Origin of the sequence: Methylobacterium sp. NPDC080182 (genome assembly GCF_050281105.1) — a bacterium.
Classification (GTDB): domain Bacteria; phylum Pseudomonadota; class Alphaproteobacteria; order Rhizobiales; family Beijerinckiaceae; genus Methylobacterium.
This window is the reverse complement of the sequence record NZ_JBNNWO010000023.1, coordinates 20,431-33,885: the sequence shown is the minus strand read 5'-3', so window position 1 is coordinate 33,885 and position 13,455 is coordinate 20,431. Positions and strand designations below refer to the sequence as shown.

The window sequence follows — 13,455 nt, the reverse complement described above, 5'->3', positions numbered from 1 at the left end:
CGACTGGTGTGTAGGCGAATAGTTTTGTCTCTAGAAGATATGAATCTGTCAGTCTCGGTTTATGTACGGTAAATACGGCGGTGAATATGGTCGGTCATCGGCGTCCCGGGACCTGATCTCAATCCACCAGCGACAAGGTCCGTCCGGCGCTGACCAGATGGTAGAAGCGGCCGTCGAACATCTGCATCACCGCCTCGGTGGCGGCGTGCGATTCCGGGCGGATCGACGAGGCGAGGCAGGCGTCCAGGGCCGCCTGGTCGGGGAAGTCCATCTCCAGGATCATGGCGATCGGCCGCGCGTCGTCGTCCTTGGAGACGAGGCGCTGGACCCGCACGGCGGTGACGCCCGGGAACCGCCGCCAGAACGGCTCCAGCTCGTCCCGGACCCGGCGGAAGAACTCCTCCTCCCGCCCGTCGCGCACCGTGCCCTCGTAGATCGCGGTCCTGGTCAGCATCGGCCGTCCCCCGGAAGTCCCCGTCAAACCCCCGGGTCAACCGCCGGCGGCGGGGATCGCTCCCCGCGATGATCCGGCAGCGCTCCGGCAGCGCTCCGGCGGTGACAACGCGCACCGGCTGTCGGCGGAATCGGCCGCCGGCGGGACGGACGGGCTTCTCCCCCGCGGCCGGTCGGCGTATTCAGGGACAGCCCATCGTGACGATGCGGGAGAGACCGGGATCTTCCCAGCAGAGGGGACCCGGCGCCGACGGAGCAACCGCCCCGGAAACTCTCAGGCACCGGAACCGTGTCGTCAGGGCGATCTGGAGAGTGGTGCAGCGGGCTGAAACCGTGGGCACCCGCCGAAGGGGACGTCCGTGCCTCGCCTCGCCAGGGCGGGTCGGATCAAGCTCTCAGGCACCGGGACAGATGGGGCGCGCAACCGGCCGACCGCTCGAGGGCGGCCTCCACGCGTCCAGTCCCGGAGTCCAAGCTCATGACCCACATCGCCGTGATCGGCGCCGGCATCACCGGCGTGACGACCGCCTACGCGCTCGCCCAGCGCGGCTACCGCGTCACCGTCCTCGACCGGCAGCGCTACGCCGCCATGGAGACCTCCTTCGCCAATGGCGGCCAGCTCTCGGCCTGCAACGCCGAGGTCTGGAACAAGCTCTCCACGGTGATGCAGGGCCTGCGCTGGATGCTGCGCCGGGACGCGCCGCTGCTGATGAATCCCAAGCCCTCCTGGCACAAGCTGTCGTGGATGGCCGAGTTCGTCCGCGAGATCGCCCATTACCGGGAGAACACCGTGGAGACGGTGCGGCTGGCGCTGAAGGCCCGGGAGGCCCTGTTCGCCATGGCCGAGGCCGAGGGGATCGACTTCGACCTGAAGACCCGCGGCATCCTGCACTTCTACCGGGACCGGGCGAGCTTCGAGAAGGCGACCGCCGTCAACGCCCTGCTGCGGGAGGGCGGCCTGGAGCGCTACGCCGTGACCCCCGAGGAGATCCGGGCGATCGAGCCGACGCTGGCCGGGCGCTACCACGGCGGCTTCTTCACGCCCTCGGACGCCACCGGCGACATCCACAAATTCACCCGCGGCCTCGCGACCGCCTGCGCGCGCAAGGGCGTCCGCTTCGTCCAGGACGCCAGCGTCGAGACGATCGCGCCCGGGGAGGGGGGCTACGCCGTCGGCTGGCGCGAAGCGGGCCGGCCGGCCGGCGACGCGCGGGTCCTGCGGGCCGACGCGGTGGTGGTCTGCGCGGGCTGCGCCAGCCGGCACTTCGCGGCGATGCTGGGCGACCGGGTCAACGTCTACCCGGTGAAGGGCTACTCGATCACCGTGAACCTGCTGACCCCGGAGGCGCAGGCGGCGGCCCCGGAGGTGAGCATCCTCGACGAGGCGGCCAAGATCGTCACCAGCCGCCTCGGCGACGAGCGCCTGCGGGTCGCCGGCACCGCCGAGTTCAACGGCTTCAACCGCGACATCCGCCACGACCGGATCGAGCCGCTGGTCGACTGGACCCGCGAGCAGTTCCCGCGCGTCGACACCGACCGGGTGGTGGCCTGGAGCGGGCTGCGACCGATGCTGCCGACCATGCTGCCCAAGGTCGGCCGCGGCCGACTGCCCGGAATCTTCTACAACACCGGGCACGGCCATCTCGGATGGACCCTCTCGGGCGCCACCGCCGAGCTCGTCGCCGGGGCGGTCGCCGCCGAGCACGCCCCGGAGCCGACGATCCTGCCGCTCGCGGCCTGACCCGGGTCTCCGAAGGGCCCGAGGCCCTTCGGCAGGTTGTCAGGGCAGAGCCCTGACGCGCAGCGCGGCGCGCCGTCCCATCCTCGAACCGGGGGCGCGCCGTCGAAGATTATTTTGTATTCTCTTTCCGAACCACCCCGGAACCCGAGCCGCGATGCCCTCGTCTCCCGCCTATCTCGACCCCGCGACCGGGGCGACCTACCCGATCGAGACGCCGCGCTGGCGCTCCGAGACGTGCGGTCCGCTGATGATCACCGACCTGCCGGGAATCGGGCGGGCGGAGATCGACACGGGCCGGCGCTCCCTCTGGCGCTACGCCGCCGCCCTGCCGGTGGCGGTGGCCGACCCGGTCACGCTGGGCGAGGGCTGCACCCCGCTGGTGCGCCGGCCCTGGCGGGGCGGCCACGCCCATTTCAAGCTCGAGTGGTTCGCGCCCTCCGGCAGCTTCAAGGACCGGGGCGCCGCCGTGATGCTGTCGATCCTGCGCCAGCAGGGGATCGACGCGGTGCTGGAGGATTCCTCCGGGAACGGCGGCGCCGCGGTGGCGACCTACGCGGCGGCCGCCGGGATGCGGGCCAAGATCCTGGTCCCGGCCTCGACCTCGCCGGCCAAGACCGTCCAGATGCGGGCCGCCGGCGCCGAGGTCGAGCTGGTGCCCGGCACCCGCCAGGACACCGCCGACGCGGCCGTCGCCCAAGCGGAGTCGATCTTCTACGCCAGCCACAACTGGCAGGCCCATTTCCTCCAGGGCACCAAGACGCTGGCCTACGAGCTGTGGGAGGATCTGGGCTTCACCGCGCCCGACGCCGTGATCATCCCGTGCGGGGCCGGCAGCAACATCCTCGGCTGCGATATCGGCTTCTCGGAGCTGCTGCGCCGGGGGGCGATCGCCCGCCTGCCGCGGCTCTACGCGGTCCAGCCGGCCCATTGCGCCCCCCTGCACGCGGGTTTCGAGGCCGGCGCCGCGGATTTCGTGCCGGTCACCCCGCGCCCGACGCTGGCCGAGGGCGCCTCGATCGCCCAGCCGGTCCGCGGCCGGGAGGTGCTGGCGGCGCTCCGCCGCTCCGGCGGCGGCACCGTGGCGGTCTCCGAGGAGGCCATCGAGGCCGCCCTGATGGAGCTCGCCCGCTCGGGCCTCTACGTCGAGCCGACCTGCGCCATGGCGGCGGCGGCGCTCACCGACCTCACCGCGCGCGGCGCGATCCGGCCCGGGGAGACCACCGTGGTGGTGCTCACCGGCACCGGCATCAAGGCGACGCCGCGCATCGCCGAGCTTCTGGGCCTCGCCCCGTAATCCCGGCCCCCACGAGATCCGCACGCGTTCAGGAGGACACACCATGCGCAACAACATCCCCGCCACCGTCGGGATGCCGGTCGAGGAGGTGGACACCCCCTGCCTGCTGGTCGACCTCGACGCCCTCGAGCGCAACGTCGACACGCTCGGACGCTTCATGAAGGCGCACGGCCTGCGCCACCGGGCGCACGCCAAGACCCACAAGTCGTCCGACATCACGGTCCTGCAGATGGAGCGGGGCGGCGCCTGCGGCGTCTGCTGCCAGAAGGTCAGCGAGGCCGAGGCGCTGGTGAGCGCCGGCATCCGCGACGTGCTGGTCTCCAACCAGGTGGTGGCGCCGAAGAAGATCGAGCGCCTCGCGGCGCTCGCTACCCGCGCGCGGGTGCTGGTCTGCGTCGACGACCTCGGCAATGTCGACGACCTCTCGGCGGCGGCGGTCCGGTACGGCGTCACCCTCGAGTGCCTCGTGGAGATCGACGTCGGCGCCGGCCGCTGCGGCGTCGCGCCGGGCGAGCCCGCCGTGGCGATCGCGAAGAAGATCGCGGCGGCGCCGGGCCTGCGCTTCGCGGGCCTGCAGGCCTACCAGGGCAAGGCCCAGCACGTGCGCGATTTCGGCGAGCGGAAGGCCCTGATCCAGACGGCGATCGACGAGACGAAGCGCACCGTCGACCTGCTCAAGGCCGAAGGGCTCGACTGCGCCATCGTGGCGGGGGCCGGCACCGGCAGCTTCGCCATGGAGGGCGGCAGCGGCGTCTACAACGAGCTGCAATGCGGTTCCTACGTCTTCATGGACGCCGACTACCAGCGGGTGAAGGACGCGGACGGGCGACCGATCGCGGAGTTCGAGAACAGCCTGTTCATCTACACGGCGATCATGAGCAAGGCGAAGGCGGACGTCGCGATCTGCGATGCCGGCCTGAAGGCGCAGAGCATCGACAGCGGGCTGCCGGTGGTCTTCGGCCGGGACGACGTCGAGTACGTCAAGTGCTCGGACGAGCACGGGGTGATCAGCGATCCCGGCAACGTGCTGAAGCTCAACGAGCGCCTGAAACTGATCCCCGGCCATTGCGACCCGACGGTCAACGTCTACGACTGGTACGTGGGCGTGCGGAACGGCCGCGTCGAGGCGATCTGGCCGGTCACCGCCCGCGGCATGACGTTGTAACGGGATTCCGAAGGGCCGAGGCCCTTCGGCGGGGCGTCGGGGCGGCGCCCCGACATCGGGCTCCGCCCGATACCCGCGAAAGGTCTCGACCTTTCGAAACCATGACTCGGGAGATCCCTGAATCCATGCGCTTCATCTCCGAGGAGGACTCCGCCGCCCTGGTCGATCACGCCATGGCGTTCGACGCGGCCCGCGCGGCGCTGATCGCCGCGGTGGCGCCGGGGACCACCCTGTTCCCGGCGGTGCTCGGCCACGGCTCGGAGCCGGCCAACCGGTTCTCGATCAAGTCGGGCTCCACGGCGGACTATGCCGGCCTGAAGGTCGGCTCGTTCTGGCCCGGCAACCCGGACCGGGGCCTGCCGCGGCACAATTCGGTGATCCTGCTGTTCGATCAGGCCGTCGGCCGGGTCGACACGGTGATCGAGGCCGGGCGGGTGAACGCCTACCGGACCGCCGCCGCCGACGCGGTGGCGGCGAGCGTCCTGGCGCGGCCGGATTCGGCGGTGCTCGCCGTGTTCGGGGCCGGCAACCAGGCCGAGTTCGAGTGCGCGGCGCTCGCCCGGGTCCTGCCGATCCGGACGGTGCTGGTCGTCGCCCGGGACGCCGCCAAGGTCGCCGGCTTTGCCGAGCGCCTGGCGGGGCAGGGGGCGTCCGGGCTCGACGTGCGGGCGGCCGCGCCCCGGGAGGCCTGCGCGGCGGCCGACGTGATCGTCACGGCGACGCCGGCCCGCGCGCCGCTGTTCGAGGCCGACTGGGTCCGCCCCGGCACGCACGTCGCCGCCATGGGCGCGGACGCCAAGGGCAAGCAGGAGCTGCCCCCCGCCCTGCTGGAGCGGGCGGCCCTGTTCTGCGACCTGCCGGAGCAGTCGCGCACCATCGGCGAGTTCCAGCACGCCTCCGCGGACGCCCAGGCCGGAATGCGGGCGCTCGGCGACGTGCTCCGGAGCGGGGAGGGGGGCCGGACGGATCCGGAGGCGATCACCGTGTTCGATTCCTCCGGCATCGCCCTGCAGGACCTGACCATCGCCCGGGCGATCCTCGCCAAAGCCGACGCGCGCCTGTAGGGGGAGGCCGGCGCCGGCCCTCCCTGCCCCGGCGGAGGACGGCATGCAGGACAGGCAGATCCGGGTCATCGGCATCGGCACGGGCGATCCCGAGCACCTGACCCTCCAGGCGGTGCGGGCGCTCGCCGACGTCGACGCGGTGTTCGTCCTCGACAAGCGCGCCGAGACCGCCGACCTCGTCGAGATCCGCCGCCGGATCTGCGCGGCCCATATCGCCAAGCCACACCGGTTCGTCACCGTCGAGGACCCGCCCCGGGAGCGCCGCCCGGCCGATTACGGGCGCACGGTCGAGGCCTGGCACGCGGCCCGGGCCGAGCGGCTGGAGGCGGCCTTCGCGGCCCATCTCGGGGCCGGGGAGGTGGGGGCGATCCTGGCCTGGGGGGACCCGGCCCTCTACGACAGCGTCCTGCGCATCCTCGACCACATCCTGGCCCGCGGGCGCGTGCCGTTCCGGCGCCTCGTCGTGCCCGGGCTGTCCAGCGTGCAGGTCCTCGCCGCCCGCCACGGCGTCCCGCTGAACGGCATCGGCGGGTCGGTGCTGATCACCACCGGCCGGCGCCTCGCCGCGGGGTGGCCGGCGGAGGCGGAGAGCGTCGTGGTGATGCTCGACGGCGACCCGGCCTTCGCGCATCTCGACCCGGACCTGACGATCCACTGGGGCGCCTATCTCGGCAGCCCGGACGAGATCCTGGTCTCGGGCCGGCTGGGCGACGCGGGCGACGAGATCCGCCGGGTCCGCGCCGAGGCCCGGGCCCGGCACGGCTGGATCATGGACATCTACCTGCTGCGCCGTGACCGCGCCGCCACGGACAGGGCCGGCGCGGCCGGCTAGACCGCCGCCATGCTGCGCCTGCGGGACTACCAGCGCGCCAGCCTCGACGCGCTCTCGGCCGCCTGGGCGCGGGGAGGGGCGGACGACGCGGCGCCCGGCCACCTGATCGTGCTGCCCACCGGGGCGGGCAAGGCGCTCGTGATCGCGGCGCTGGCCCGGGAAACCCTGGAGGAGAACCCCCTCGCCCGGGTGGCGATCGTCACCCACAGCCGCGAGCTGGTCGCCCAGAATTTCTCCGAGCTGACCCGGTCCTGGCCGGGGGCGCCGGCTGGGATCTTCTCGGCCGGGCTCCGGCGGCGGGAGGCCGGGGCGCAGGTGCTGGTCTGCGGCATCCAGTCGGTGGCCGACCGGCTCGACACGGTGGGCCCGCGCGACCTCGTGATCGTCGACGAGGCCCACCTGATCCCCCGCGCCGCCGATACCCGCTACGGCCGCTTCCTGGCTGGCCTGCGCGCGCGGACCCCCGGGCTGCGGGTGGCGGGCTTCACGGCCACGCCCTACCGGCTCGATTCGGGCCGGCTCGACGAAGGCGAGCACCGGCTGTTCTCCGGCATCGCCTACGAGGCCGACACGTTCACGCTGATCCGGCGCGGCTTCCTGGCGCCCCTCGTCTCCAAGGCGACCCTCACCCAGCTCGACGTCTCGGGCGTCGGCCGGCGCGGGGGCGACTACATCCCGGGCGAGCTGGAGGCGGCGGTCAACCGCGACTGGATCACCCGGGCGGCGGTCGCGGAGCTCGCGGAGTACGGGCGTGCCCGCCGGGCCTGGCTCGCCTTCTGCGCCGGCCTCGCCCACGCGGAGGCCGTGCGCGACGCGGTGCGGGCGGAGGGGTATTCCTGCGAGAGCGTCTCGGGCGAGACACCCCGCCGGGAGCGCGACCGGATCGTGGCGGCGTTCCGGGCGGGAAAAATCCGCTGCCTGACCTCGGTGGGCGTGCTCGGGACCGGTTTCAACGTGCCCGAGGTCGATCTCGTGGCGCTGCTGCGCCCGACCCGCAGCACCGGCCTCTACGTGCAGCAGGTCGGCCGGGCGCTGCGCTGCGCGCCCGGCAAGGCCGACGCGCTGATCCTCGATTACGCCGGTCTGGTGCGGATGCACGGGCCCGTGGACGCCGTGACGGTCCGGAGCGCCACCCAGGGACTGGGCGGGGCAGGGGCCCCGCGCGCCAAGCCCTGCCCCGGCTGCGGCGCCCTGATCGCGCTGAACGCCTCCGCCTGCGAGGCGTGCTGGACCGAGCCGGAGGCGGACCCGGACGCCGAGGCCCCGCACGAGGCCGCCGCCGACGACGAGCTGGCGATCCTCTCGGCGGATCCCGGGCTGCCCGGTCCCGAGCCGGCGGGCCCTGCCCCGGTGGCGGAGGCCGGCGGGCAGGAGGCTGCTCGGCAGGAGGCCGCCTGGCATCCGGTCACGGCCCTGAAGCTCGAGGCCGCACCCGACGGCCTCGACCTCGTCCTCGGCTGGCGGGACGGCCCCGCCGAGGCGGCGTGGCGCGTCCGCCTGCGGCCCGAACGCAGCGGCTACGAGCGGGAGAAGGCGGTGTCCTGGTGGCGCGGCCTCGGCGGCGGCCGGGACGCGCCGATGAGCGCCGCGGAATTCCTGGAGCGCGCCGCGCTCCTGGCCCGGCCGGCCTCGATCCGGATCCGGCCGGGCCGGCTGTCGGAGCATATCGACTGTCGGACCCGGGACGGCCGGATCCTCGGCGACGTGCGCCGCTTGGGCGGGCGCGCCGCGTGAGGCGGCGCGAGTCGCGGCGGGGAGGGGGCTCGGACCGCCCTCGCCCGATCCGGATGCCGCCGAGCCGAGCGGGCCTCGACGCCGGGCCGCACCGCCCGGATCCGGAGGCGGCCGGAGACGAGATCCCATCCGGGCTCGCAGCCGGTCACTCACAGCGGCTCAGCCGGCGGACCACCCCTCACCCGGCCCGATCTGCTCGTTGCATTCCATAATATATCTTATGCGAACAAGGGAGCAGCTGTCGGGGGCTGGGTTGTCGGGTGCTGGGCGCCTCGACCTGGAGGCCGCGCGGTTGGATCAGGGCTGCTGATCGGACGTCAGGTCGAGGCCGCAGGGTTGAAAGACCGCGCGCCGCCGCCGGGCATGTTCGGCCCCGACCCGGGCCGCGACGTGCCCGTCGTCGCGCGCGACGCGGCGTGATCGCCACGGCGGGCGCGGGGACGAAGGGGCCGACGGGCGCCGAAGTCCGACGCTCCCGGGCAGGGCGGTCGGGTCAGGGGCCGGAGGCCCCTCCCCGCGGCGGACGGACTGGAACGACGCACGGCCGAGCGCTGCCGCAGCGCTCCGGCTAGCTCAGCGTCGCGCGCGGTGGCTGCCCGCCTCTTCGGGCGTGGCCGCCCGCGCACCCGGCGGCGGCGATCTCCGACGCGCCCGGCGCGGTCCTGTCAGCGCGGGCGAGGGCACCTGCGCGTCCGGCCGGGCTCACCGGTCCCCTGCCCTGCCTGTCGGACCTGCCTGTCTGACGGCTCCCGAGCCGGATGGCCAACCCGGCGGGGCCATCCAGGCCGGCGGTGCGCGCACCGCGTCAGCGCATCACCGACACGCTGGTCAGCCAGAGCCGGCAGAGCCGCGGCCAGAGGGCGACCGGCGCCTCCGACCGGCCGATCCCGAAACCGTGGCCGCCGACCGCGAAGCGGTGGTACTCGACCGGTACACCCGCTTCGCGGCAGGCCGCGTCCAGGATGCGGCTGTGCTCCGGGCTGATGACCGCGTCGTCGTCCGCCTGCACGAGGAACAGTGTCGGGCAACCGGACCGGATATGGGTCTGGAGCGACCAGTCCCGGCTCGCCGCCGGGCTCGGGGTCTCGCCGACGAGGGACCGCCGGGTGGTCGTGCGGTCGTAGGGCGGCTCCAGGCTCACCACGGGGTAGATCAGCGTCGCGAAGTCGGGCCGCGCCGACAGGTCGTCGGCCGCGTCGACGGGGTCGTAGGCCCGGAACGCGGAGCGCGCGGCGATGAGGCCGCCGAGGTGCCCGCCGGCGGAGAAGCCGAGCACGCCGACGCGGGCCGGGTCGATCCGGAAGCGCGCGGCCGCGGCGCGGATCAGGCGCAGGGCCCGCTGCCCGTCCTGGAGCGGCGCCAGGGGGCCCGCCGCCCAGCCCTCGCCCGGCAGGCGGTGGGTGAGCACGAAGGCCGTGATGCCCTGCGCGGCGAGCCAGAGCGCGGCGGGGAGCGCCTCCTTGACCATCCCGATCCGGGCGTAGCCGCCGCCGCCGGCGACGAGGACCGCCACGCCGGTCGGCGTCTCCGGGGCGTACACCTCCAGGACCGGCACGGCGACGTTCTTCACCGCGCCGCTGTCGTCGCGGACCGGCGGACCCTGCGGACCGCCGCCGCCCGGCGGCTCGCCCGGCCAGAGCGGGATCCGCTCCGGTGCCCCGACGGCGTCGGCCCCCCGCGCGGACAGGACGGCCGAACCCGCGGCCAGGGTGAGGAGCAGAGAGCGGCGGTCGGGCACGAAACCGGGCATGGGCCCCCTCGCGACGGGCGCGGTCCCGTGCGGCCCGGTAGGCAAGACCGCCGTGCCGGATCGGTTCCCGGTCGGGCGCCGGTCCGGGGCTACAGGACCCGCGGCAGCAGCCGGCCGAGGAGATCCCGCCCCGGGAACCGGACCGGCGGCATCCGCAGGTCCGGCGCCGGCTCATCGCCGGGGATCGGCCCCTCGGCGAAGCGGGCCCCGGCGGACCAGAACCCGTCCCGCCGCGTGCCGATCATGCCGAGCCCGACGGGTTCCCGCGCCGCGTCGGGGCGCAGCCGTCCCGCCGCCCAGACGCGCTGCCAGCACCGGCGCCGCGACAGGTCGGCGTCCCGCCAGCCCAGCCGCGCGTAGCCGGCCGCCGCGAAGACCCGGTCCCCGGCGAAATCCTCCGGAATCCAAACCCAGCTCGAGAACACGTGGACCGTGTCGGCGCGGAAGCCGGCCGGATCCACCGCCCGCGTGTAGGCGCTCAGAGCCGTCGCCCGGTGCCGGCCGACATGCCGGCGCAGGCGCCCCGGCAGCGCCAGCGCCTCCGGGAAGGCGGCGGCGTCGAGGCGGGTCGGTGCCGCGCCGCGCTCCAGCGCGTAGACGCTGTCCACGAGGTGCATCCAGGGTTCCAGATCGACCTCCCACGCCTGCTCCACTGGCGCGAACCGGCGGACCCGTCCCGCGATCAGCCGGTCGGCGACGCGCCGGGCGGGCTCGGGAACCCAGTCCGGCCCGGCCTCGGTCACGCGGAGCAGCGTCGCGGGCCCGTGCGCACGGACCGCCTCGGCCAGGCGGGCGAAATCGGCCTCGGGCTCGTCGCGGCCGACCTTGCGCACCAGGATCTTCGACCCGTCGGCGAGCTCGTCCAGCAGCTTGCGCTTGAGATGGGCCAGCCGGCCGTACTCCCGCTCCAGCAGCACCTCCGGCTCGATCGAGCCGGCCGGGTGCCCGGTATTCGCCCAGATGTTGTAGGCGACGCTGTGGCAGTAATAGGTGCCGCCGGAACTCACGGAGAGCCGCAGGTCGCCCGGCACGCCGAAATCCGCGAAGCCGCAGCGCAGGCCGCGGATCAGGTCCTCCATGGGCGTGTAGGAGAAGCGCAGCAGGCCGGAAGGCTCGACCCCGCCGTAGCGCTGCACGAACCCGAACTCGCAATTGTCGCCGAGGCTCCGAAAGGCGTGGAGCCGTTCGGCGAGGAGCGCCGCCGTCGTCCTGTTCTCGGTCACTGCATCCGCTCTGTCTCGCCGCGCCCGTCGCACCCCGATCGCGGCGGGGTAGGGCCATTGTCCAGTCCCCGCCCCCTCGTCGGGGCGCGCCCCACGCTCAGCCGGCCGGGGGCGCCTCCGGGGTTACCTCCAGGGGCACTTCCAGGCGGAAGCAGGCGCCCTTCTCTCGGGCCGGGATCGTCAGGCTGCCGCCGAGCTGGCGCGTGAGGCTGCCGACCACCCGCATGCCCAGGCTCTTCGAGCTGCGCCCGATCTCGAACCCCGCCGGAAGGCCGATCCCGTCGTCGGCAACCTCGACCACGAGCCCCTCCGGCCGCCGCTCGGCGCGGACCCGGATCTCGCCGCCCGCCGGGTGCGTCTCGGTCGGGTAGGCGTATTTCAGCGCGTTGGTGACGAGTTCGTTGACCAGGAGGCCGATGGGAATCGCCCGGTCGGCCGAGATCCGCTGCGGGCAGGCCGTGCAGGTAAGCCGCTGACCCGGCACGCCGCTGGCGAGGTTGGCCACCAGCTTCTCCAGGAAGGGCGCGAGGTCGAGCTCGCCCGGCACCCCCTCCCCTTCACCCTCTACCTTGTCACCCTGCCGCCAGAGCTGGTCGTGCACGCCCGCGATCGCCTCGACGCGGCTGCGCGCGTCCGACAGAGCCGCCTGAACGGCGGGTTCCTCGGCGGCCCGGGCCTGCAGGGCGAGGAGGCTCGCCACGATGGCGAGGCTGTTCTTGACCCGGTGGCTCATCTCGCGGGCGAGCAGGTCCTGCCGGGCGAGGGCGGCCCGCAGCAGGCTCTCGGTGCGCTGGCGCTCGATGGCGCCGCCGAGCAGGTTGGCGAAGCCCTGCATGAAGGCGATGTCGGCCTCCGCGAACATGCCCTCGCGGGTGTCGTCCACCTCCAGCACCCCGAAGGCACCGTCCCGGTTCTCGATCAGCACGTTGATCGCCCGGCGGATGCCGTGCTCGGCCATGAGCTGCGGCGTGCGGAACCGGGTCTCGTCCGCGAGGTGGTTGGAGATCACAGGCCGGCCGGTCTTGAGGGCGAATCCGGCCGGGGAGGCGAGATCGGCCCCGATCCGGGCCTTGCCGATCACGTCGGGCCCCCAGCCGACACCGGCCCGGACCAGCAGGGTGTCGGCGCCGCGCCGATATTCCAGGGCCTTGCAGAACTCGGCGCCCATGCCCTGCGCGCACAGTTCCGCGGCCCGCTGCAGCAGGTGGTCGACATCGGTGCCGCGCAGGGCCTCGACACCGAACTCCGACAGGATCGCCTGCTGGCGCAGGCGATAGTCGAGATCGGGCGGCGCGGGCGCGCGGCGCGGCTCGGGGCTCGGTTCCACTTCGGTCTGGTCGGTCTGCGGAGTCATGGAGGGCGGCAGGGTAGCAGGAAGGTGGCCCCGGCGCGAAGCGTCGTCGCCCGGAGGAGCGCACCCGTCCTCGCACCCGTCGCCGCGAGTGTCGTCGTACGTGTCGTCGCACGTGTCGTCGCACCCCGGCGGCCGCCCGGACCCCCCGGCCCCGTACGGCGTTCGTCCGTCGAGCACGCTTCGACGAATGCGTGGAGAAACGCGCGGAGGAACGCACGCATGGCCGACGACCTGAACGGACTCTCCGACAAGGCCCTCTCGATCCTCGCCTTCGCAGCCTATCACCGGCTCGTCAGCGGCGAGACGGTCACCTCGGTGATCCGCCGTGACGGCGCCGGCCACGAGGCCGACCCGGAGGGCGTGAAGGAGCTGGAGGGGCGCGGCCTCGTCACCGCCGGCGAGAGCGCCATCGACCTCGGCGAGACCGCGCAGGCGGCGGTCGAGACGATGGTCACCGCCCTGCGTCGGGAGGTCGGCCGCTGAGTGCGGCATCCCGGCCGTGGAAACCCGGGAACGCGCCCGCCGCCGGGCGCCTTTCCCCGCATCCACGCCCTCATTCACGCTCATATCCACGATGGAGACGCGCATGACCGCCAAGGCGAAGGTGAAGACCGGGGACGACGTCACCTACAAATGGGGCAAGGGCACCGTCTCGGGTGAGGTGACCAAGGTCCACACGCGGGACGTGGAGAAGACCATCAAGGGCAACACGGTGAAGCGCGAAGCCTCGAAGGCCGAGCCCGCCCTCGAGATCAAGACCGCCAAGGGCAAGACCGTGCTGAAATCGGCCTCTGAGGTCCGGGTCAAGTCGGCGTAAGCGCGCAACCTTCGCGTGCCGTGATCTT

General features: G+C 73.7%; 12 protein-coding genes and 2 riboswitches. Of the genes, 8 read left to right on the top strand and 4 right to left on the bottom strand.

The annotated features are described in order from the left end of the window. Positions 1-118 precede the first annotated feature (118 nt). Positions 119-454: a hypothetical protein gene (locus ACQKQD_RS29290; RefSeq protein ID WP_056529955.1), complete on the bottom strand. Its 336-nt coding sequence runs from the start codon at positions 452-454 to the stop codon at positions 119-121. Between the two features lie 196 nt (positions 455-650). Beyond that, positions 651-753, top strand: a riboswitch (glycine riboswitch). 3 nt (positions 754-756) lie between these two features. After that, positions 757-866: riboswitch (glycine riboswitch) on the top strand. 65 nt (positions 867-931) lie between these two features. Here ACQKQD_RS29290 and ACQKQD_RS29285 point away from each other — a divergent pair. From ACQKQD_RS29285 to ACQKQD_RS29260, 6 genes are all read left to right on the top strand, one after another. Beyond that, positions 932-2,194 carry a D-amino acid dehydrogenase gene (locus ACQKQD_RS29285; RefSeq protein WP_427510306.1) on the top strand — a complete coding sequence of 421 codons (1,263 nt, stop codon included), beginning with the start codon at positions 932-934 and terminating at the stop codon, positions 2,192-2,194. A 154-nt stretch (positions 2,195-2,348) separates the two neighbouring features. Beyond that, positions 2,349-3,488 carry a pyridoxal-phosphate dependent enzyme gene (locus ACQKQD_RS29280; protein WP_427510305.1) on the top strand — a complete coding sequence of 380 codons (1,140 nt, stop codon included), beginning with the start codon at positions 2,349-2,351 and terminating at the stop codon, positions 3,486-3,488. Between the two features lie 43 nt (positions 3,489-3,531). Then, a complete protein-coding gene (locus ACQKQD_RS29275; protein WP_056529946.1) occupies positions 3,532-4,653 on the top strand; it encodes a DSD1 family PLP-dependent enzyme in 1,122 nt (373 codons plus the stop codon). Between the two features lie 125 nt (positions 4,654-4,778). After that, the gene (locus ACQKQD_RS29270; protein ID WP_091926284.1) at positions 4,779-5,717 is read left to right on the top strand and encodes an ornithine cyclodeaminase family protein; all 939 of its coding nucleotides are present in this window, start codon (positions 4,779-4,781) and stop codon (positions 5,715-5,717) included. A gap of 43 nt (positions 5,718-5,760) precedes the next feature. After that, positions 5,761-6,549 carry a precorrin-6A synthase (deacetylating) gene (gene cobF, locus ACQKQD_RS29265; protein ID WP_427510304.1) on the top strand — a complete coding sequence of 263 codons (789 nt, stop codon included), beginning with the start codon at positions 5,761-5,763 and terminating at the stop codon, positions 6,547-6,549. Between the two features lie 9 nt (positions 6,550-6,558). After that, positions 6,559-8,283 carry a DEAD/DEAH box helicase gene (locus tag ACQKQD_RS29260; RefSeq protein WP_427510303.1) on the top strand — a complete coding sequence of 575 codons (1,725 nt, stop codon included), beginning with the start codon at positions 6,559-6,561 and terminating at the stop codon, positions 8,281-8,283. An 805-nt stretch (positions 8,284-9,088) separates the two neighbouring features. Here the strand turns inward: ACQKQD_RS29260 and ACQKQD_RS29255 are convergent. The 3 genes from ACQKQD_RS29255 to ACQKQD_RS29245 form a co-directional block, all read right to left on the bottom strand. After that, the gene (locus tag ACQKQD_RS29255; protein WP_427510302.1) at positions 9,089-10,033 is read right to left on the bottom strand and encodes an alpha/beta hydrolase; all 945 of its coding nucleotides are present in this window, start codon (positions 10,031-10,033) and stop codon (positions 9,089-9,091) included. Between the two features lie 89 nt (positions 10,034-10,122). After that, positions 10,123-11,256: a hypothetical protein gene (locus ACQKQD_RS29250; protein WP_427510301.1), complete on the bottom strand. Its 1,134-nt coding sequence runs from the start codon at positions 11,254-11,256 to the stop codon at positions 10,123-10,125. Between the two features lie 97 nt (positions 11,257-11,353). After that, positions 11,354-12,610, bottom strand: coding sequence for a sensor histidine kinase (locus ACQKQD_RS29245; protein ID WP_026605307.1), 1,257 nt, complete (start codon positions 12,608-12,610; stop codon positions 11,354-11,356). Positions 12,611-12,829: 219 nt separating this feature from the next. Between ACQKQD_RS29245 and ACQKQD_RS29240 the strand changes: the two genes are divergently transcribed. Together ACQKQD_RS29240 and ACQKQD_RS29235 are read left to right on the top strand one after the other, a co-directional pair. Then, on the top strand, positions 12,830-13,093 hold the full coding sequence (locus ACQKQD_RS29240) for a hypothetical protein (RefSeq protein WP_020095533.1): 264 nt from the start codon (positions 12,830-12,832) through the stop codon (positions 13,091-13,093). A gap of 103 nt (positions 13,094-13,196) precedes the next feature. Then, positions 13,197-13,427, top strand: coding sequence for a DUF2945 domain-containing protein (locus ACQKQD_RS29235; RefSeq protein ID WP_042673358.1), 231 nt, complete (start codon positions 13,197-13,199; stop codon positions 13,425-13,427). Positions 13,428-13,455 lie beyond the last annotated feature (28 nt).

Bases quoted from the DNA above. Each gene is read 5' to 3' on its own strand.
- ACQKQD_RS29240 (WP_020095533.1), top strand. From the start codon at position 12,830: ATGGCCGACGACCTGAACGGACTCTCCGACAAGGCCCTCTCGATCCTC.
- ACQKQD_RS29235 (WP_042673358.1), top strand. From the start codon at position 13,197: ATGACCGCCAAGGCGAAGGTGAAGACCGGGGACGACGTCACCTACAAA.
- ACQKQD_RS29280 (WP_427510305.1), top strand. From the start codon at position 2,349: ATGCCCTCGTCTCCCGCCTATCTCGACCCCGCGACCGGGGCGACCTAC.
- ACQKQD_RS29290 (WP_056529955.1), bottom strand. From the start codon at position 454: ATGCTGACCAGGACCGCGATCTACGAGGGCACGGTGCGCGACGGGCGG.
- cobF (WP_427510304.1), top strand. From the start codon at position 5,761: ATGCAGGACAGGCAGATCCGGGTCATCGGCATCGGCACGGGCGATCCC.
- ACQKQD_RS29275 (WP_056529946.1), top strand. From the start codon at position 3,532: ATGCGCAACAACATCCCCGCCACCGTCGGGATGCCGGTCGAGGAGGTG.
- ACQKQD_RS29255 (WP_427510302.1), bottom strand. From the start codon at position 10,033: ATGCCCGGTTTCGTGCCCGACCGCCGCTCTCTGCTCCTCACCCTGGCC.
- ACQKQD_RS29260 (WP_427510303.1), top strand. From the start codon at position 6,559: ATGCTGCGCCTGCGGGACTACCAGCGCGCCAGCCTCGACGCGCTCTCG.
- ACQKQD_RS29245 (WP_026605307.1), bottom strand. From the start codon at position 12,610: ATGACTCCGCAGACCGACCAGACCGAAGTGGAACCGAGCCCCGAGCCG.
- ACQKQD_RS29270 (WP_091926284.1), top strand. From the start codon at position 4,779: ATGCGCTTCATCTCCGAGGAGGACTCCGCCGCCCTGGTCGATCACGCC.
- ACQKQD_RS29285 (WP_427510306.1), top strand. From the start codon at position 932: ATGACCCACATCGCCGTGATCGGCGCCGGCATCACCGGCGTGACGACC.